General features: G+C 65.8%; 17 protein-coding genes. 6 read left to right on the top strand and 11 right to left on the bottom strand.

Annotation, left to right across the window (positions count from 1 at the left end; all coding sequences use genetic code 11):
- On the top strand, positions 1-206 hold a 206-nt coding region (locus QX073_RS29500; RefSeq protein WP_316226787.1), incomplete at its 5' end, for a hypothetical protein.
- A gap of 67 nt (positions 207-273) precedes the next feature.
- On the opposite strand, the gene QX073_RS29495 is transcribed toward QX073_RS29500, so the two are convergent.
- The 4 genes from QX073_RS29495 to QX073_RS29480 form a co-directional block, all read right to left on the bottom strand.
- Complete coding sequence (locus QX073_RS29495) at positions 274-1,116, bottom strand: hypothetical protein (RefSeq protein ID WP_316226786.1); 843 nt, start codon at positions 1,114-1,116, stop codon at positions 274-276.
- Between the two features lie 920 nt (positions 1,117-2,036).
- A complete protein-coding gene (locus tag QX073_RS29490) occupies positions 2,037-3,284 on the bottom strand; it encodes an amidohydrolase family protein (RefSeq protein WP_316226785.1) in 1,248 nt (415 codons plus the stop codon).
- 119 nt (positions 3,285-3,403) lie between these two features.
- Complete coding sequence (gene putA / locus QX073_RS29485; RefSeq protein WP_316226784.1) at positions 3,404-7,057, bottom strand: trifunctional transcriptional regulator/proline dehydrogenase/L-glutamate gamma-semialdehyde dehydrogenase; 3,654 nt, start codon at positions 7,055-7,057, stop codon at positions 3,404-3,406.
- Between the two features lie 79 nt (positions 7,058-7,136).
- Complete coding sequence (locus QX073_RS29480) at positions 7,137-7,943, bottom strand: lytic murein transglycosylase (protein ID WP_315716478.1); 807 nt, start codon at positions 7,941-7,943, stop codon at positions 7,137-7,139.
- A 272-nt stretch (positions 7,944-8,215) separates the two neighbouring features.
- On the opposite strand from QX073_RS29480, the gene QX073_RS29475 reads away from it, so the two are divergent.
- From QX073_RS29475 to QX073_RS29465, 3 genes are all read left to right on the top strand, one after another.
- Complete coding sequence (locus QX073_RS29475) at positions 8,216-9,160, top strand: OmpA family protein (RefSeq protein ID WP_315826753.1); 945 nt, start codon at positions 8,216-8,218, stop codon at positions 9,158-9,160.
- 86 nt (positions 9,161-9,246) lie between these two features.
- Positions 9,247-9,759, top strand: a complete 513-nt coding sequence (locus tag QX073_RS29470) for a hypothetical protein (protein ID WP_315716476.1) — start codon at positions 9,247-9,249, stop codon at positions 9,757-9,759.
- Between the two features lie 258 nt (positions 9,760-10,017).
- Positions 10,018-10,338 carry a hypothetical protein gene (locus QX073_RS29465; protein WP_315826733.1) on the top strand — a complete coding sequence of 107 codons (321 nt, stop codon included), beginning with the start codon at positions 10,018-10,020 and terminating at the stop codon, positions 10,336-10,338.
- A gap of 103 nt (positions 10,339-10,441) precedes the next feature.
- On the opposite strand, the gene QX073_RS29460 is transcribed toward QX073_RS29465, so the two are convergent.
- A complete protein-coding gene (locus tag QX073_RS29460; RefSeq protein WP_315716704.1) occupies positions 10,442-10,816 on the bottom strand; it encodes a thiol-disulfide oxidoreductase DCC family protein in 375 nt (124 codons plus the stop codon).
- A gap of 219 nt (positions 10,817-11,035) precedes the next feature.
- Here QX073_RS29460 and QX073_RS29455 point away from each other — a divergent pair, with 219 nt between their 5' ends.
- On the top strand, positions 11,036-11,272 hold the full coding sequence (locus tag QX073_RS29455) for a hypothetical protein (RefSeq protein ID WP_315716474.1): 237 nt from the start codon (positions 11,036-11,038) through the stop codon (positions 11,270-11,272).
- Positions 11,273-11,520: 248 nt separating this feature from the next.
- Here QX073_RS29455 and QX073_RS29450 read toward each other — a convergent pair whose 3' ends face one another.
- The 6 genes from QX073_RS29450 to QX073_RS29425 form a co-directional block, all read right to left on the bottom strand.
- Entirely contained in the window at positions 11,521-12,462 is a 942-nt protein-coding gene (locus QX073_RS29450; protein WP_316226783.1) for a DUF817 domain-containing protein, read from the bottom strand.
- 281 nt (positions 12,463-12,743) lie between these two features.
- The gene (locus tag QX073_RS29445; RefSeq protein ID WP_315754583.1) at positions 12,744-13,094 is read right to left on the bottom strand and encodes a hypothetical protein; all 351 of its coding nucleotides are present in this window, start codon (positions 13,092-13,094) and stop codon (positions 12,744-12,746) included.
- Positions 13,095-13,106: 12 nt separating this feature from the next.
- Positions 13,107-15,215 carry an RNA polymerase sigma factor RpoD gene (gene rpoD, locus QX073_RS29440; RefSeq protein WP_315717492.1) on the bottom strand — a complete coding sequence of 703 codons (2,109 nt, stop codon included), beginning with the start codon at positions 15,213-15,215 and terminating at the stop codon, positions 13,107-13,109.
- 427 nt (positions 15,216-15,642) lie between these two features.
- Positions 15,643-17,649, bottom strand: coding sequence for a DNA primase (gene dnaG, locus QX073_RS29435; protein ID WP_315754586.1), 2,007 nt, complete (start codon positions 17,647-17,649; stop codon positions 15,643-15,645).
- 267 nt (positions 17,650-17,916) lie between these two features.
- On the bottom strand, positions 17,917-18,315 hold the full coding sequence (locus QX073_RS29430) for a gamma-glutamylcyclotransferase family protein (RefSeq protein WP_316195330.1): 399 nt from the start codon (positions 18,313-18,315) through the stop codon (positions 17,917-17,919).
- Positions 18,316-18,377: 62 nt separating this feature from the next.
- Complete coding sequence (locus tag QX073_RS29425) at positions 18,378-19,190, bottom strand: transglutaminase family protein (protein ID WP_315810604.1); 813 nt, start codon at positions 19,188-19,190, stop codon at positions 18,378-18,380.
- A gap of 204 nt (positions 19,191-19,394) precedes the next feature.
- On the opposite strand from QX073_RS29425, the gene QX073_RS29420 reads away from it, so the two are divergent.
- Positions 19,395-20,198, top strand: a complete 804-nt coding sequence (locus tag QX073_RS29420) for an N-formylglutamate amidohydrolase (RefSeq protein ID WP_315810603.1) — start codon at positions 19,395-19,397, stop codon at positions 20,196-20,198.
- Position 20,199 lies beyond the last annotated feature (1 nt).

Below are 20,199 nucleotides of genomic sequence, written 5' to 3'. Positions count from 1 at the left end.
GAACCACAACGCGCCAATTCGTCCTCGAAACAGATGGCGTTCACGACGAAACTACTGCCGACTTTTTCAACGGAATCAGCCCATTACGGACGTCAGATCACATCGCAGTTCGCAGCATTCTTTCCCAGATGTCGGGCGCGCGCCTGAACGGGCCTGCTCGTTCCCTGAAGGCTTTGGCGAGTTTCTGTCGTTATGTCGCAGTCTGAGCGCCAAAGCCAACGAGCTATTGATCGACGAGCCTTTGGGAGGGAAGAACTGGTAATTGCCCTCATATCAGGCGTGCTCTTCCTTAAACAACTCATTGTATAGTGCTTGTCTGCCGTCAGTTGAACGGTAGTGCGCAAGAAGCTGCAGGGCACGATCAGTGACGCGCCCCTCATTTCGGCATAGGTCCATTTCAGTAGAAATTTGAGTGGCGAAGTTTCGCAGAACTGAAGTGTCACTCTCCGAAAGCCCAACGGTGGGCAAACGCATCAGGCACAAATGTCTTGGCTCAACATTTCGCAAGGCTTGGAGCAGGTCAATCGGCTTTTGCTTCTCCCGCAGCGCGGTCATCTCTTCAGTAAGCAATGCTCTAGCCTCACTAAGATCGTCGCCAATCATGGAATTGAGTCGCGCTTGGCAAGCTGTAAGGGCTTTGTCGATCTTCAGTTGAACGATTCCATCATAGACTTGGAAAAGATCGTAGATTGTAAAGAACAAATAGTCGTCCTTCAATGCGCGTATTGAATCGGCTTCAATATCAAGGTTCAAGAGCGCCGCATCTACTTGGTCTGCAACTGCTCGCACTTGCTCCGGCGGCGCCCCGCCGACCCGTGAACCCCAGCCTAGTATTAGGTAGGTCAGCTTAGCAGACGCTATTGTAGATTGTCGAAGTTTTCTTAGAATTTCGTCGGCTTCACTTATTTTTTCGCGCCATTTTGCCTCAACGCCGTAAGCCTTAAAGCTCTCCATTTGCGGCATATAGTGGAAGAGCGACACAACAATGAAGAGCCCCGCAACTAAAGAGCCGGCCGCAACGCGGTCTATTAAAGCTAATCCTACCGCAATCAAAAGTAGGGCCCCTGCACAGCCGATCAGTATCCATTTCACAATAAAATTCCAGATCGAGGACATTTTAGTCTAACTCCTTAAGAACAGACGAGAGCTGCCGTCTATTATATCAGCGGCCACGTGGTGCCGGCGACTTTCCCCTTTGTCTCATTCGCTACGCAGTCGGACCGTCCCGTCACATCCGCAGATCGCCCTTCTCGGACCTTCCGGCCGCCGCCAAAGACGTCGGCCTGCTGGGCTTGAGCGGATATGCTTCTCGAGACTCGTGCGGGCCCGGAGCCAGGCGCGCACGACCGACAAGTCAACCTCTGATGCGATGCGCCCAAAATCTGATTTTACTCACCGCCTCAAGCACATCACCCTTGTCCAGTCCTCCCACGGAAAATATTCTACTTTCGTTTTTCAGAAAAACATGATTGTCTATGCGCATCCCGTCCCGCCATGAGGGGCGCTTCGCGATCGTCACGAGACGTGGGTGCGGGATGCGGTGGGTGCATTGGATCGCAGCGCGAGCAATCGTGCGGACGAACGAGCCCGATGCGCCGGCGAAATCGTAGGGTCCTGGCCTCCCGGTGCTGAGGCCAAGCGGACGGTGACGATGATCCGTTCGTGACGGGGGCAAGACAGCCGGTCCCCGGGGAGAGGACGTATAAGCCGCCCAACCATCGCGCGGGGAATGCCGGGATGTCTCGGCTGAACCTGTGGTACCTGCCGCCTGCATTTTTTTCGCAGGCGGGCCATGGGGGCGGCCAGCTCCCGGCATTCCCTGCGCCCTCTTCGTCGATGAGGGCGAAACGACCCGCACAACTCGGACGCACGGAGCGCCGCGAGGCCGAATGACTGCGTTCCAAGAAGCACTCATCGCAGATGTCGGCGCCCGCAGCGTCGAGGCGGCGGAGAGACGATGGACGTCCCGCATGACAGCGCGCACAAACGCTGGGACTGTCGACCATTGGCCCGGTGGATTTCGGCGCCGAGTTGCCTCAGGCATTCAGCCGGTCGATGTGGACCTTGCCGGCCTTCATCACCAGCGGAATGTGATCGCCCTGGCCGAGCAGGCACGAGACGTCGCGCAGCGGATTGCCCTCGACCACGAGCAGGTCGGCGAAGGCGCCTGGCAAGATCCGACCGAGCTTGCCCTGCATGCCCAGCACCTCGGCGCCGATCACGGTCGCGCTGGCGATGACCTCGCGGGCGCCGAGGATCTCGGCGCGGATCCGGAATTCATCGCTCTGCAGGCGCTGGGACGGTCCCAGGAGATCGCTGCCGAAGCCCATCTTGACGCCGGCGTCGCGGTAGATGCCGAGCGAGCGCAGGCCGGCATCGCGCACATCGGCGATCTTGGCGACGCTCTCCGGCGGCAGGCCATACTGCGCGCCCTCATTGGCGAGCGCCTCATAGGTGACGAGCGTCGGGATGACATAGACGCCCTTCTCGGCCATCAGGCGCGCGGTCGGAAGGTCGACCAGATTGCCATGCTCGATGGTGCGCACGCCGCAATGGACAGCGCGGGCGATGGCTTCCGCCGTGTAGGCATGCGCCAGGACGTAGGTCTGCCGCGCGCGGGCCTCGGCGACGATGGCGCGGATCTCGTCCTCCGAGTAGCCGAACGCGCCGACGGGATCGGTCGGCGAGGCCACGCCGCCGGACGCCATGATCTTGATCTGGTCGGCGCCCATCTGCAGCTCCTCGCGCACCGCCTTGCGCACCGCATCGACGCCGTCCGCCACCCGGGCCAGCGCGCCGACGCGCACGCAGCACGGACAAGGGGCGTTGTCGGAAAGGAAATCCGTCCGCGCCCGCATGTCGCCATGGCCGCCGGTCTGGCTGAGCGCACGGCCGGAGACGAACAGCCGCGGGCCCTCGGTGAGGCCGGTGTCGACGGCCTGCTTCAGCGGATAGCCGGCGCCGCCGGCGTCACGCACCGTCGTAAAGCCCCGCCGCAGCATGCCCTTGAGCAGCAGCGCCGAGCGCAGGGTCACCAGCACGTTCGGCATCTGCACTTGTTGCGCGAGATTGAGCTCGACCGCGATCGCGTGGACGTGCAGGTCGATCAGCCCCGGCATCAGCGTCTTGCCTTGGAGATCGATGGTCTGGTCGACGCTGGTCGGCAGCGGCTTGTCAGACACCTCCTTGATCAGATCGTCCTCGACCAGCACGTGATGGCCTTCGCGCAGCTCCGGCTGCAGCGGGTCGAGCAGAGCGGCATTCTTGAACAGGATGGTCGACATCGGGAGTCCTCGATCAGTACGAAGCGTGCGTCAGCGGGCGGAGCGGGCCGACGATGACGGTGTTCTCCCCTATCCTGTCCTGCGGCCTCGAGCCAGCCCGGGGCGGAATACCTGTCTTCTCAGCCGATCGACATCAGGCTGGCATTGCCGCCGGCGGCCGCGGTGTTGGTGGAGAGACTGACCTCGGTGACGAGCCGGTCGAGATCGTAGCAGCCGTCGCTGGCGCGCGGCGTGACGAGCGGGACGATCGGTCCGGGGCGCGTGGCGAGGTCACGGCCGAGCGCGATCAATTCATCCGCCTCGCCGTCGGAAAGCACGGCCTGCAGATCGCCGAGAGCCCGCCAGCTGTCGACGATCCGCAGGCGGCCGCGCAGCCGGCTGGTGAGCGGTCCCAACACGGCACAAGCAGGGCTGGCGCGTTCGACGAACGCGTCGTTTCCGGTCATCAGAATGACGCCGATCTGGACCAGCAACGCCTGCTCGCTTCTCGCCAGTGCAGCGACGACGCCGCGCGCGGTGATGCGATAGATGTTCTGTTCGCCGACGGGTCCTGGCAACTCGATCTCGAGCCCGGCCAGCACCTGGGGCCCATGCGCCTCGCATGCCAGCGCCGCCGCGGCATGTCCGCTGGCGCGCAACCCGTCGAGGTAAGAGCGCAAGACCGCGTCAGACTGCGACGCCATGAGCCGCTGGCGCGGCGGCGCCGCGAACAGCCGGCGCAGATACAGCGGACCGCCGGCCTTCGGCCCCGTCCCCGACAGACCGGAGCCGCCGAACGGCTGCACGCCGACCACCGCACCGATCACGTTGCGGTTGACGTAGATGTTGCCGGCGGCGCTGTGGCTCGAGGCGCGGGCAATTGTCTCCGTGATGCGCGAATGGATGCCGAAGGTCAGGCCATAGCCGGTGAGGTTGATCGCGTCGATGAGGTCAGCGAGCTGCTCGCGACGGTAGCGCAGGACGTGGAGGACGGGGCCGAACACCTCGCGCTCGACATCGAATATGTTGCCGATTTCGATGATGGTCGGCGCGACGAACGTGCCATGCGCCGCCTGCGGCGGCAGCGGCAGCCGCTCCACGGCATGGCCGCGCGCCTGCATCGTGGCAACATGCGCATCGAGCGTGTCGCGGGCCTCGCCGCTGATCACCGGGCCGACATCGACCGACAACGACGCGGGATTGCCGAGTTCAAGCTCGCGCAGCGCGCCGCGCAGCATCGACAGGATGCGGTCGGCGACGTCCGCCTGCAGGCAGAGGATGCGCAGCGCCGAACAGCGCTGGCCAGCGGAGTCGAAGGCGGAAGCGATGACATCGCCGACAACCTGCTCGGCGAGCGCCGAGGAATCCACGATCAGCGCGTTCTGGCCGCCGGTCTCGGCGATCAGCGGCACGGGCTGTCCATGGACGGTGAGGCGCCCGGCAAGCTGTTTCTGGATCAGCCGCGCGACGTCGGTCGATCCCGTGAACATCACGGCCTGGACCCGGGCGTCGGCCACCAGCGCCGCGCCGACGCGGCCATCGCCCGGCAGCAACTGCAGGACATCGGCCGGCACGCCAGCCTCGTTGATGATGCGGACGGCCTCGGCGGCGATCAGCGGCGTCTCCTCGGCAGGTTTCGCCAGCACCGGATTGCCGGCCGCGAGTGCGGCCGCGACCTGGCCGGTGAAGATCGCGAGCGGAAAATTCCACGGGCTGATGCAGACCACGGGGCCGAGCGAGCCGGGACTATCGCCCTCGGAGAGACGTTCGATCTCGCCCGCATAATAGCGCAGGAAATCGACGGCTTCGCGCACCTCGCCGACGGCGTTCGCAAAGGTCTTGCCGGCCTCGCGGACGCTCAAGCCGATGAGGACGAGGCGACGCGCCTCCATCGTCTCGGCCGCGGCGCGCAGGCATGCGGCGCGCGCGTGGGGGCTGGTCGCGGCCCAGGCCGGCGCGGCGTTTGCCGCACGCGACAGCGCCGCCTCGATCTCGGCAGGCGCGGCATCCCTGACCGCGCCGACGACGTCACGGCGGTCGGCGGGATTGCGAATGCGGCGCGCGCCTTCGCTGGTCGTCGCTCCGGGCGCCGCAGCCGTCCAATCGAGGCTCGCGCTCGTGACCAGGCCTTCGCCGAGACGCGCCAGCGCGCGCTGATCGGAGAGATCGAATCCGGCCGAGTTCACGCGGCCCAGGCCGAACAGCTCAGGCGGGCGCCTGATCTTGTCATGCGGCGCGCCCGGGCGTTCCGACGCGCGAACGATGGCGACGGGGTCCGCGATCAGATCGTCGACGGAGACGGCGGGATCGGCGATGCGATTGACGAAGGAGGTGTTGGCGCCGTTCTCCAGCAGCCGCCGCACCAGATAGGCCAGCAGCGTCTCGTGCGAACCGACCGGCGCGTAGATGCGGCACGGGCGGCCGAGCCGTGCGGGTCCGACAACCTCCTCGTAGAGCGGCTCGCCCATGCCGTGCAGGCATTGGAATTCGTACTGGCCGCGCTCGTAGCTGGAGCCCGCCATCTCCACGATCGATGCCAGCGTCCGGGCATTATGCGTCGCGAACTGCGGAAACACCGCGTCGGGCGCGCCCAGCAGTTTGCGGGCGCAGGCGAGGTACGACACGTCGGTATGGTGCTTGCGCGTGAAGACCGGAAAGTCCTCCAGACCATCGACCTGCGCGCGCTTGATCTCGCTGTCCCAATAGGCGCCCTTGACGAGCCGCACCATCAGCCGCCGCCGCGTGCGCCGCGCGAGGTCGATGAGCCAATCGACCACGAAGGCGCAGCGCCTCTGATAGGCCTGGATGACAAAGCCGATGCCGTTCCAGCCGGCGAGGTCCGGATCGATACAGAGCGCCTCGAGCAGATCGAGGGACAGGTCGAGACGATCGGCTTCCTCGGCGTCGATGTTGAGGCCGATGTCGTATCGCCGCGCGAGCAGCACCAGCCGCTTCAGTCGCGGCAGCAACTCGTCCATGACGCGGTCGCGCTTGATGCTGACGTAACGCGGATGCAGCGCCGAGAGCTTGATCGAGATGCCCGGCCCGTCGTAGATGCCGGCACCGGCCGCATGCCGCCCGATCGCATGGATCGCCGCCTCGTAGGCGGCGAAGTAGCGCGCGGCGTCTTCCGCCGTCGTCGCGGCCTCCCCGAGCATGTCATAGGAGTAGCGGAAGCCCTGCGCTTCCCATGGACGGCCGTTCGACAGCGCCGCGTCGATGGTCTGACCGGCCACGAACTGTTCGCCCATCAGGCGCATGGCGAGCGTGACGCCCTTGCGGATGATCGGCTCGCCGCCGCGGGCGATCAGCCGTGTCAGCGCCGACGCCAGGCTGTCCTCGCTGGCCGCGGCCGTCAGCGTGCCGGTGACGATGAGGCCCCAGGTCGCGGCGTTCACCAGCAGCGACGGGCTGTGCCCGATATGGGCGCGCCAATCGCCGGTTGCGATCTTGTCGCGGATCAGCGCATCCCGCGTCGCGGTGTCCGGAATCCGCAGCAGCGCCTCGGCCAGGCACATCAGGGCCACGCCCTCCTGGCTCGACAGCGAATATTCGTGGATCAGTCCCTCGACGCCGCCGGATTGCGCCTTGCCGCGCAAACGGATGACCAGATCCCGCGCCAGACCGGCCGCTCGTGCCGACGATGCCTCCGGGAGCGCGGCGAGATCGAGCAGCGGCGCGATGCACTCCGGCTCGGCGCGGCGATAGGCCGAGGTGATCGCGGCGCGCAGCCCGCTCTGGCGCTGGACCTGGGTCGCGAACGCGGCGAACGGTCGTGGCGGCGACTGCGACATGACCCGTCTCCTCTGAAGCGATCCCCGTCACTCGCCATGGCTGCGCGGCGTTGGCGCACGTCGCGAGCGACGGATAGCGCTACCGCCCGATCAACTGATCGGCGTAGTAGCCGATGGTCTTGCGGTAGATCACCGCCCTGTTCCACTCGCGCATCGCCTCGAAATTGGCCGAGCCCTCGTCATAGGGCGCGCCCATCTTGAAGCCGTTGCTGTGCAGCAGGTTGGCGGTCGAGGCCAGCACGTCGGCGGTGGAGTGGCGCAGGTCGACGCGGCCGTCGCCGTCGAAATCGACGCCGTATTTGATGTAGGACGACGGCAGGAACTGGGTCTGGCCGATCTCGCCGGCGAAGGCGCCGACGAGGTCGCGCAAGGTGAGATCGCCGCGCTGCACGATCTTCAGCGCCGCCAGCAGCTCGCCCTGGAACAGCTCGGTGCGGCGGCAGTCATGCGCCAAGGTCGCAAGCGTGCGGATCACCGGCAGCTTGCCCATGTCGCCCTTGCCGAAATCGGTCTCGAGTCCCCAGATCGCGACCAGGATCTGGCGCGGCACGCCATATTGCTGCTCGATGCGCGACAGCAGCGCGGCGTGCCGCTGCAGCATCGCGCGGCCGCCATTGATCCGGCCCGCCCCGACGCGGGTCGAGACGTACTGCTCGAAGCTCTTGTTGAAGGTGTAGCGCTGGCGGCGGTCGAAGGCGAGCACGGCCGGATCGAGCGTCACGCCCGACAGCGCCTGGCTGATCGTGCCGCCCGAGACGCCGGCGCTCTGCGCCTCCGCCGAGACGCCCGCGATGAAGGTATTGAAGTCGCCGCCGCAGCGCGCGGCCAAAGCGGGAGAGGCAAAGGAGAGGATCGCGACGGCAACAAGGAAGCGGACAACGGACATGAGGAGAAAGGTCCCTGCATGAGAGCATGATGACGGCAGTCCGGCGGCGGACGCCGTCACAATGCCTGATTTGGCGGTACCAGGCCAGCCGGCGGGCGATAGCCACCGAACCGCACCCCATCGTCATCTTTTTTTGAACGGTCGGCGCGCTCGTCGCCACTCATGCAGGGCGTGCCTCGTCCGACGTCGCGCCGTTTTCGCGCGCCGATCCAAGCGCGCGTTCTGAAAACCACGAGCGTTGGCACCACTTTTCGGGAGAGGTCCCCATGACGATGATGTTCCGGCTCGGCACACTGGCGCAGCTCACCTTGGTCGCGGCCCTGATGTGTCACGGCCTGGCGCCCGCGGCCGCTCAGCCGGGCGATGTGGCGGGCGCAAAGGATTACCCCGGGATCGGCCGCTTCGCCGGCAGCGTGATCACCGGCTATGTCGCCAAGGATTTCGATGCCGTGCGGCTGCAGGCGGCGCCGTTCAAGGCGGACAGGGCGACCGACGAGCGACGCCTGGAGGGTCGTGTCGTCAGAATCGCCTATCGCACCGCGCCGGGTCCCTCGATCCTCGAAGTGTCGCGCAATTTCGAAAACCAGCTCGCCAAGGCCGGCTTCGAGAAGCTCCTCGCCTGCGACACCGATGCCTGCGGCGGCATTCCCTTCACCGAGGCGATCGACCTGCTGCCGGTTCCGCAGATGTGGGCCGATGGCTTCGACTACCGCTATTTTGCCGGCCGCAAGGAGGCCGGCGGCCGCGAGACCTTTGCCAGCGTGCTGGTCAGCCAGAACAACGAGCAGATCTATGCCCAGCTCACCGTTGCCGAGCTCGGCGCGATGGAGAACAAGATGGTGAGCGCAGCCGAGATGGCGAAGGGCCTCGGCGACAAGGGCCACATCGCGCTCTACGGCATCTATTTCGACACCGACAAGGCGACGATGAAGCCGGAGAGCCGGCCGACACTGGAGCAGATCGCGCAGTTGCTCGCCGGCCAGCCGCAGCTCAGCGTCTTCATCGTCGGCCATACCGACAACCAAGGCAGCTACGACTACAATCTCGATCTGTCACGGCGGCGCGCCGAGGCGGTCGCCGCCGAGCTTTCGCGCAGCTATCGCATCGCGCCAGCGCGGCTGCGCACCGCGGGCGTCGGCCTGCTCGCGCCGGTCGGCAGCAATGCCACCGATGCGGGCCGCGCGCTGAACCGCCGCGTCGAACTGGTGGCGCCCTGAGGCGCTGCGCCGGCGCGGCCGCTTGATCCTCGTCAACACCGTGCCATCATGACGCCCTAAGCTCCGCGGCCGAAATGGAGATCGCCATGATCGGGATTACGCTGTCGACCGACCAGATCCGCTCGGCGCCGCCGGAGGTGCGGCGTTGGATCGAGCATCAGGTGCTGTCGGGTCTCGGGCTCGGCCCGGAGGCGCCGCTGACGCCTACCCTCCCCGCCCAGAGCGCGCATCTCGTCGCCTGCAGCGTCGAGGATGCGGCCAAGGTCCTAGCGCAGATCCAGAGCGCGCTGCCCGCGGTGAACGTATTCTTCGAGTTCGGCCGGCCGGGCATCGCAATGGGCCAGCCGCCGATCATGATGTTCCGCCTGATCGACATCCTGCATCACACGCGGCTGCAGAACATCGGCCAGGTGATGGCCTCGCTGGAGATGATCAACAAGGCGCTGGTCGAGGTGAGGCACGATCCCTCGGTGCGCTTCTGCGGCTTCGACAATGAAGGCCACTGCCTGATCGCACCGGAGACGCAACGCGCGATCGCCAGCGTCTGGCAGAGCGTGATCGCCAGGCAGCACGGGGTGGCCGAGGGCGAGGCGGCGTGAGGCCGCAGCTCCGGTTTCAATGAGGCGTCATCCGGAGCGCGCGGGGGCCCGGAATGACGGAGCGAGACGTGCCGCGGGCGCCTTGTGCGCGCGAGGTCCGCGGACAAGAGAGGGCCGCCGGGACACTCCCGCCTCCTGTCCCAAATCGGCGCGCCGCACGCGGCGCAGCCATGCCCGCCCCGAGCGGCTCCGGCCTTGAGCCGGTCGCGGACGGTGCTACGATATCGTTGTCGTTCACGATCCCTCGGGAGATCGCCGATGCAGCACAATCAACGCCAGCGCCGATTGCTCCAGATCCCTCTGTTCCGCCTGCTCGCGATCAATCTCGCGCTCGGCCTCGGCATGGCCGTGGTGCTGGTCGGCGGATTGCTGCTGCTCGATCCCTGGGGCCTGCGTCACCTGATCTTCGCCGACCACTCGCCCGTCGTCGCCATCGGTCTCTTGCTCGGCTCGTTCTTCGTCACCTTCGGCTCGACCGCGATGGGCACCGCGATCATGGCGCTCGGCCGCAGTGATGATGACGACGGCCCGCACGGCGGCACGCGGGTGCATGCGCGGGTGAAGGTGCGGAGGCGGTAGAGGCGAGCTGTTACCACGCGCTCGGTGCGCTCCCCTCCCCGCAAGGGGGAGGAGAGTCGACCGCGCCAGCGGCCGAAGCCTTGGCTCAAGCGGCAGCTCTCGCTCACCAATGCCCCCTCCGTTTGTTCCAGGCGAACAGCACATCGGCAAACCGGTCATAGCCGAACCGCGTCAGCGGCCGCACCAGGCGGTTGCCGAACAGCGTCGCCAGCCAGCCCTCGCCCGGCGTCAGCGCCCACAGCAGGAGCGCCACGTCGGCGCCGGTGATCAGCTCGCCGTCCTCGTCGGTCGCGTGCAGGCGGCGGCGGACGGCGTCGACATCGGCGCCGAATGCGGCCAGCGCGTCGGGCTGCTCGTTGATGTCCTTGAACGCGACCCGCCCCGACTTGACCAGCGCCAGGAGCTTGTTGCGCTGCCAGTCGATGCCGGCGTCACAGACCGGGCAGCGCGTGTTGTACCAGATGGTGAGTTGGGGCATCGACATGGGCTGCATTCGCGGCGGGGTGAGACGTCCACGATGAACGCACTTTCATCCGGCAAAATCGAGGTGTTTCGGGACCCCGCCGGCCGGTCCGTGATCGCTCCGGCCGCCCTGCCGATTCGGCGAAAACCATATGACGAAAAAGTCAAATTCGGGCAGCGGATAAGCATTTTCTGGCATTGACCGGACCGGTCCCGCCGCCGTAAAGCGCCATCCATGGCGAAAAAACCCGGCTCCAATCCCAAAGGCGAATTCGCCTTCTTCAACGTGACCTACGAGGACGGCTCGCAGCGCTCCAACCGGCGCGTCCCGGCCGAGCTGCTCGGCGGTCTCGACGGCGACGAGCCCGCGCGCGGCTTCATCATGGAGCAGGACCGCGAGATCGCCGAAAAATCCGGCCGCCCGCCGCTTCAGATCAAGTCGCTCGAGCGCGTTGGGGCGAAGAAGAAGTAGGCCGGCCGAGCTGCCGTAGGGTGGGCAAAGCGACCGCCGCCAGGCGGCCGCGTGCCCACGATCAACTGCGCACCACGAACGACGTCATCATGGGTTACGCGTCATGGCCGGGCTTGTCCCGGCCATCCGCGTCGTTGACGTCGCAATGACGTGGATGGGCGGGCCTTCGCCGCGACGAAGCGGCTTCGGCCGCGCGGGCGGGACAAGCCCGCGCATGACGCGGAGATATCTCGACCCACATCCGACCGTCACGCCGCCTCTCGCTCCGGCTCGACGGCGGCCGACCTCACCGCTCTGCCCTGCTCCATCGCCCTCGGCCGATTGATCAGGCTGACCAGCGTGTAGCTGATGATCAGCAGCAGAAACCACGAGCCGAGCTTGGCCGGCGACACCATGGCCCAGCCATGGGCCTGCTGCGGATAGAGCCAGACCCGGGTGAAGGTGCCGATGTTCTCCGACAGCCAGATGAACAGCGACACCAGGACCAGCCCGAGCAGCAGCGGCATCGCACGGTGCACGCGCCAGACCTTGAAGTGGACGGTCGCCGGTGCGAACAGCAGCGCCGCCCAGCCGAACAGCACGACCCGCAGATCGATCCCGTAATGGTCGGTGAAGAAGTTGAGGTAGATGGCCGCGCTCAAGCCGATCAGCCAGCGCCGTGAGGGGGGGCCGGTGAAGCGGAAGTCGAACAGCCGCCAGACCCGGCAGAGATAGCTGCCGATGCAGGAATACATGAAGCCGGAGAACAGCGGTACGCCGCCGAGCTTGATGAGGCTTGGCTCGGGATAGATCCACGAGCCGGTCGCGGTCTTGAACAGCTCCATCGCGGTGCCGACGAGGTGATAGATCAGGATGATCTTCGCCTCCTCGAATGTCTCCAGACGCGCAGCGAGCAATGCGGCTTGGACGCCGAGCATGCAGAGGAAGAGAAAATCGTAGCGCGCGAGCGGCGCGTTCGCCGGATAGAACCGCCACGTCAGCAGCATCAGCGCCACCGCGATGCCGCCGAACAGGCAGGCCCAAGCCTGCTTCACGCCGAAGCGGAGGAATTCGTAGAGGGCTGCAGTCCAGGGCTGCTGCGCCGCGCGGGCTGCGAGCCGAGCTTCGGCGGCAATGAAGGGGCGCTGCGGCGCCCAGATCGCGGCGGCGCTGTCGTGCGCTGCGGCCGATGAGAACTCGTCGTCATGCATGGGATAGGCGTCCGGTGAGGCGCCAATTCCTAGCAGCCGATCGCCCAACGCCGTCTGCGCAAAGTTCGGCCTCTTGCAGCAAGGACACGGACATTTGCGGACAAGAGGTCGTGTCGGCTAACCCGGACACCTCAGCGCCGCCCCTCGTCATTGCGAGCGAAGCAATCCAGAATCGTACGCGCAGCTCTGGATTGCTTCGCTTCGCTCGCAATGACGGACAACCGGAGCATGCAACACGAACTACGCAGGCACCGCGTCCAGCGATGATTGGATGCGCATGCTCACTCCCCTTGAGACTGCAAAAAGAGCATCAGCTCTTCGTAGCCGCCCTCTACACTCTCGTCGCCGCGGAAGCGGCTGAATTCGAGATGGCCATCTTCGAACACATCGATCTCGAGCCGCTCGCCTACCAACGTCACCGACAGGCGGATCGTATCGGGGCGCGTTCGTTCAATGAAGAAGTGAAGGCCGAGTTTGTCGAGCAGGCGCATGCTCGCGAACAGAGTCGAGGACATCGGAAGCTCTTCTTTCGTGCGCTGGAACCATGAGCAGAACAAACAAAAAGACGGGCCTTTCGGCCCGCCGTTGATGTCTCGATGGATTGCCGGGTCAAGCCCGGCAATGACGACCAATCGGTGGCCGAATTAGTTATCCAAGAAGCTCCGCAGCTTCCGCGACCGGCTCGGATGCTTCAGCTTCCGCAGCGCCTTTGCCTCGATCTGACGAATGCGCTCTCTGGTCACCGAGAACTGCTGGCCGACTTCTTCCAGCGTGTGGTCGGTGTTCATGCCGATGCCGAAGCGCATGCGCAGCACACGCTCTTCGCGCGGGGTGAGCGAGGCGAGCACGCGGGTCGTCGTCTCGCGCAGGTTGGACTGGATGGCGGCGTCGATCGGCAGGATCGCGTTCTTGTCCTCGATGAAATCGCCGAGATGAGAGTCCTCCTCGTCACCCACGGGGGTTTCGAGCGAGAGCGGCTCCTTCGCGATCTTGAGGACCTTGCGCACCTTCTCCAAGGGCATGCCGAGCTTCTCGGCGAGCTCCTCCGGGGTCGGCTCGCGGCCGATCTCGTTCAGCATCTGGCGCGAGGTGCGGACGATCTTGTTGATCGTCTCGATCATGTGCACGGGGATGCGGATGGTGCGGGCCTGGTCGGCGATCGAACGGGTGATCGCCTGCCGGATCCACCAGGTGGCGTAGGTCGAGAACTTGTAGCCGCGGCGATACTCGAACTTGTCGACCGCCTTCATCAGGCCGATGTTGCCTTCCTGGATCAGATCGAGGAACTGCAGGCCGCGGTTGGTGTACTTCTTGGCGATCGAGATCACGAGACGGAGATTGGCTTCCACCATCTCCTTCTTGGCCTGACGGGCCTCGCGCTCGCCCTTCTGCACCGAGTGCACGATCTTGCGGAACTCGCCGATCTCCAGACCGGTGAGCGCGGCCATGGCCTGCACCTCCTGGCGCAGGTCCTTGATGCGGTCCTTCTCGTAATGGACGAAGTTCTTCCAGCCCTTCGCGGAGAGCTTGGAGACGCGGTTGAGCCAGCGCGGGTCGAGCTCCGAGCCCTGGTAGTTGCGCAGGAAGTCCTCGCGCGCGACGCCGTGGGAGTCGGCCAAGCGCATCAGCCGGCTCTCGAACGAGACCAGCTTCTTGTTGATGTCGTAGAGCTGCTCGACGAGGCTGTCGATGCGGGCCTGGTTGAGGCGCAGCGACTTCACCTCGACGATGATCTCGTCCTTGAGCTTCTTGTACTTGCGCTCCTGCGAGGGCGACAGCGACTCGCTCTGCAGCTGGTTGGCGATGTCCTGCTCCTGCAGGCGTCGCAGCTTCTTGTACTCGGACGCGATCTTGTCGAAGGTCTCGACCACCTTCGGCTTCAGCTCGGCCTCGATGGCGGCGAGCGACATCTGGTTCTCGAACTCGTCGTCGTCCATGTCGGCTTCGGCCGCCGCCTCGCCGGGATCCTTCTCCTCGGCGGGCGCGCCGTTCGGCGCGGCGCGGAACGGCGTCGGCTGCTGCGGGGCGGCCGGCGGCGCGACCGCGGCCTGGACCTCGCCGCCCTCGGCCGCAGCGCCCTCGCCATTCACCGGCGCGGCGATCTGCGGATTCATGCCGCCCTTGGCCTCAGGGCCGGCATAGGTGGCTTCGAGATCGATGATGTCGCGAAGGAAGATCTTGCCTTCGTTGAGCTCGTCGCGCCAGATGATGATGGCCTGGAACGTCAGCGGGCTTTCGCAGAGGCCCGCGATCATCGCCTCGCGGCCGGCCTCGATGCGCTTGGCGATGGCGATTTCACCCTCGCGCGACAGCAGCTCGACGGTGCCCATCTCGCGCAGATACATGCGCACGGGATCGTCGGTGCGCTCGCCGGGCTCGGACTTCTTGACCTCGGTGACGGCCTTCTGGGTGATCTCGACAAGCTCGTTGTCGGTCTCGTCCTCGCCGTCGTCCTTCTCGTCGGACTCGTCGGCCTCCTCGGCCTCGGTCACGTTGATGCCCATGTCGGAGAGCATCGACATGATGTCTTCGATCTGTTCCGGCGAGGTGGTGTCGGAAGGCAGGACCTCGTTGAGCTGATCAAAGGTCACGAAGCCGCGCTTCTTGGCCTGCTTGATCATCTTCTTGACGGCGGCGTCCGACAGGTCGAGCAACGGCGACGGCGCATCGGCGGCGTCCTTCTCGGGAGCGTCCGCGGCCTTGTCGTCCTTTTCCTTGTCCTTCACCTGCAGCGTCTTTGCCTTCGTGGCCATTCATTGCTCCCGAAACGCGCCCGCTCCGCCCGTGGCATCGTAGCCCTTGGCATCGCGGCGCCCGCCTGCTCTACTCAAACTGTTCTCGACGCGGAAAGGGCGGCGCACTTTTAACGTCGCCACCCCCTGAAGCCCGTCGCTCGTTTCGTCCTACGCTGGTGTCGTCCCGTTTTCGGACCGGCGCGCGTTTCTTGCAAAAGCGATACCGGTTTTGCAATCGAATCCGGCGCCCGACATGCAGGCGCGGTGTCCGACAGCGAAACCAACCCATCTGCCGCAGAAAATGCCCCGGACCTCTTAAACTTCGATTAACCCTGTTTTTGCAGCCAAACCATGGATTTGGCGAGTCTTTTCGCGCGGACCCGAGACCGCTCGGGCGGACCGGGCCGAAATGTGCTCGTCGACGACAGGGCGCCGGGCCCGAATTCTACACGTTGCGATTGGTACGCCCGGACAGTTCCCCGAAGCCTTCGATCAGCGCCTCGGTGCCGTCCATCTCGGCCATCCTGGCCTTCACGTCCCTCAACCAGCCCATGTTCGGCTCGCTCGGCTCCTCGCCCAGCGCCAGCTCGGCATCCTTCAATTCCCTAAGTAAGGAGTGCCATTGCCGATGCAAGGCAACCAGCTGATGCCAGGTCGCAAGAACGTCATCGCGCGCCGCGCCCGATTTGGTCGCCCACACCGCCGCCGTCGTGATCGCGCGCTCAACCCGTTGAAGAAGCTCGGAAAAGCCTGCCTTCTCCAGATCGGCCCGCATCTTCTCGGCCTGCTCGTCCGGATCCGGCGAATGGTGATGGTCGTGGGCGAAGGCGGCGATGATGGCGGCGCGGAGCTTGTGCGCCTCGGGATGGGCCAGTTCCAGCGCGGCGACCTCCTCCAGGTGGTCGTGCAGGAGCCAGGGGTGGTTGATCAGGCACTGCAGGATCAGGGCCTCCCGGCGCGAGATCGCCGAGCGCTGGCCGCGCATGATCGGGCTCATGGCGAGCTGCGGGCTGGCCGCCTGGTAGGGGCCGCGGGCCATGGCCTGGCCTGTGGATGGCGGTCCGCCGCGGCGACCGCCTCCTGTGGATAACCGCCCAGGCTGTCCGGAACCGGGACTGCGGGGAGCAAAACGCCGTCCTGATTCGGCACCGAAGCCGCGGCCAAACCCCCGGCCGCCGTCCGGGGCGAACGCCCGGTACAGCCGGTCGCCGAGATCCTGCTTGTAGTAGCGCCGTACCACCTCGTCGGCGATGCCGCCGGTGAGCTGGCCGATCCGCGCCTCCAGCGCGGCACGGCGCTCCGGGGTGTTGAAGCTGCCGCCCTCGATCTCGCGCGACCAGATCACCTCGGCGAGGGGTTTTGCGATTTTGAGCACCTCCTCGACCGCGCCGCGACCGCCGGAGCGGACGAGGTCGTCGGGATCCTGTCCCTCGGGCAAGAGCGCGAAGCGCAGGCTCTTGCCAGGCTTGAGATGCGGCAAAGCAAGGTCTGCGGCCCGATAGGCCGCCTTTTGGCCGGCGCGGTCGCCATCGAAACACAGGATCGGCTCGTCGACCATCTTCCAGATCAGCGAAAGTTGGCTCTCGGTCAGCGCGGTGCCGAGCGGCGCCACGGCGCCGGCAAAGCCGGCCGCGACCAGCGCAATGACGTCGACATAGCCCTCGACCACGATCATCGGCGCGCCGTTATGGGCGGCCTGACGGGCGCTGGCGAGATTGTAGAGGTTGTCGCCCTTGTGGAAGAGCGGCGTCTCCGGCGAGTTCAGGTATTTCGCCGGCACGTCCTTCTGCAGCGCGCGACCGCCGAAGGCGATGACGCGTCCGCGGAGATCGGTGATCGGGAACATCACGCGGTCGCGGAAGCGGTCATACGGCACGGGAATGTCGTCGCCACCGACCAGCAATCCCGCCTCGACCATGTCGGCCACCGGGATGCCCTGGGCGCCGAGATATTCCTTCAAGCCGAACCGATCCGGCGGCGCGTAGCCAAGCCGGAATTGGAGCTGCGTCTGCGGCAGGATCGCGCGATCGGCAAGATAGCCGCGGGCGCGCGCGCCATGACGGGACGCCAGCGTGTCAGAAAAGAACTTCGCCGCCAGCTCCATCACGTCGTACAGCGTCTTGCGCTGCCGCTCCTGGCGCGCCGCGTCGGGCGTGACCGCGGGCAGCGCCAGGCCGGCGATTCCCGCGAGCCGCTCCACGGCTTCGGGGAAGCTGCAGCCCTCGGTCTCCATCACGAAGTCGAAGATGTTGCCGTGCTTGCCGGACGAGAAGTCGTGATAAAAACCCTTCTGGTCGTTGACGTAGAAGGACGGCGTCTTCTCCTGCTGGAACGGCGACAGCCCCTTCCACTCGCGCCCGGCCTTCTTGAGCTTCACGCGCTTGCCGACGACGTCCGAGACCGGAAGCCGGGCGCGCAGCTCATCGAGAAATTCCGGCGTGAAGCGGGCCATGAGCGGGCTGGTGGTCCTGTGGTGGTGGCCTAGGCATATAGGCACCCGTGTACGAAATGTGAACTTCCTCCGGCTTGTCCGGGCTATTCACAGGCACGGCCCTCTCCTCTCGTCATTCCGGGGCGCCCGCAGGGCGAGCCCGGAATCCATAACCACGACCAGTCGTGAGGCGGGACGGCCGCGCCACTGCGTGTCCTCGCACCGTTCGTGGTTATGGATTCCGGGCCCATCGCTGCGCGATGTCCCGGAATGACGGCGCGGAGAGACTTAGGGCGCCAAAAACCGTCCCGAGGCGATGCGGGCGGCCTCGTCCACGGGCCAGTTGTACACGTAGGTCCAGGCCTCGCGGGCCGCGCCGTCGGCCAGCGTCACGGCGAGGCACCGGCGCAGATATTCGGTCGGCGCGGCGAAGCCTTCGCCGCAGGCCTCGTACATGTCGAACTCGCGCAGCATCGGCTCCGGCTGGTGCAGCCGGAACAGCTCGCCATGGACGAGATCGGCCGCGTCATCGGACGGCACCAGGCCGGGATAATGCTGGATGCGGTACAACTGGCCGCGGCAGCTTGCCTCGGCGACGAAATCGGCATTGGCCGACAACAGCCGCGCCATCGGATGGTCGAAGCCGCGCATCAGCGTGCCGTAGACGAACAGGAGATCGGTGGTCATGGCCCGTCTATAGCGGCGATCGCCGATGATGCGAAGCGGCGGCCGGCCGCGCCTTTCTCTGCTCAGGCGGCCGCGATCTCATCGCTGACGACGTGGAATTTGGTCAGGGTCATCAGGCCGAACGAGGTCGACAGCGCGACGTCGGCGGCGTCCCGTCCGGTCGCCATCAGGATGCGACCGATGCGCGGCACGTTGTGGCGGGCATCGAACGTGTACCACCGGCCCGAGAGATAGACCTCGAACCAGCCCGAGAAATCCATCGGGACCGGGTCCGGCGGCACGCCGATGTCGCCGAGATAACCGGTGCAATAGCGAGCCGGAATGCCCATGCAGCGGCAGAAGGTCAGCGCGAGGTGGGCGAAGTCGCGGCAGACGCCGGCGCGCTGCTGATAGACGTCGTGCGCCGACTTCATGGCGTGGGCGTGCTCATAGCCGAACGTGACGTGGCCGTGCACGAAGTCGCAGATCGCCTGCACGCGCGCCCATCCCGCCGGCGCGCTGCCGAACAACGACCAGGCGACCTCGGCCAGCTTGTCGGTCTCGCAATAGCGGCTCGGCATCAGATACAGCAGAAGCTCATCGGGCAGCTGCTCGATCGACAGTTGCTGGGCGCCGGGATCGATCGCGTCCGGCCGCCCGCTGTCGCGGACGATGGCGCTGCCGTGGAAGGTGACCCCGCCGGCCGGCGCCACCAGCCGTCCACAGAGATTGCCGAAGCTGTCGTTGTAGAATTTGATCGGCACCTTGGGCTCGGTCGTGATCGTCTCGGTGCCGACGATGTCGGGAAAGCGCGACGGATGGATCGACAGCATGATCACCATCGGCGTTGCCGCCGGAGCCGCATAGGCGATCTCAAATCCAACCTTGATCAGCATGAAGGCTCCTTCGCCCCGTTCGAGCGGCACGATGCGCCAGCCTCATCCAGCCCGGACCGTAGGCCCATTGCGAACTTCTGTCTTGTGAATGATCGCCAGAATCAGCATCGTTTGGGCGACCATCATGATGTCCGCCGGCCCAATCCTCATCCGTCTGCCCAATCCGAGATCGGTCTGCCGCTTCATGAAGCAACGGGAGGCAGCATGACCGTGTCCGGCACGAGCAACACTCATCGACTCCTCCAGCCAGACGAAGTTCCACCCGTGCTCGAGCGCAACGCCGATGGGGCGTCGGCCTTGTTCTTCACGTGCGATCACTATGGCCGCCTGCTGCCGCGCGCACTCGGCGATCTCGGCCTGCCCGAAAGCGAACTGGAGCGGCACATCGCCTGGGACATCGGTATCGCCGGCGTCGCGGAGGCCGTATCGCGGGCGCTCGATGCGCATCTGATCGCGCAGCGCTATTCGCGGCTGGTGATCGACTGCAACCGCTCGCCGAAGGCGCCGAACGCGATTCCGATGATCAGCGAGCGCACCACGATCCCCGGCAATGAGGGTCTGACGCATGAGGACGCCGAGCTCCGGCGCCGCGCGATCTTCGATCCCTATCACGACCGCATCACCGAGGTGCTCGATGCGCGCAAGGCCGCGGGGCGGCCGACCATCCTCGTCTCGCTGCACAGCTTCACGCCGGTCTATGCGGGCATCGCGCGGCCCTGGCACATTGGCACGCTGTATCAGCACGACCGTGTGCTGCCGCCGCTGCTGTTGAGGGCGTTGCGGGCCGAGCCCGATCTCGTGGTGGGCGACAATCAGCCCTATGCGGTCGGCGACGGCACCGACTACACCATCCCCGTGCATGGCGAGGCGCGCGGGCTGATCAATTCCGGCATCGAGATTCGTCAGAACGAAATCGCCGAGCCCGAGGACCAGCAGCGCTGGGCCGAGCGGCTGATCCGCATTCTCGGCGAGATCGAGGTCGAGCTGCGCAGCAAGGGTCTCGCTTAGC

Source organism: Bradyrhizobium sp. SZCCHNS3052, from assembly GCF_032484495.1.
Taxonomy (GTDB): domain Bacteria; phylum Pseudomonadota; class Alphaproteobacteria; order Rhizobiales; family Xanthobacteraceae; genus Bradyrhizobium.
Note: the sequence above shows the minus strand (reverse complement) of the source record. Positions and strands in the feature narration are given on the sequence as shown.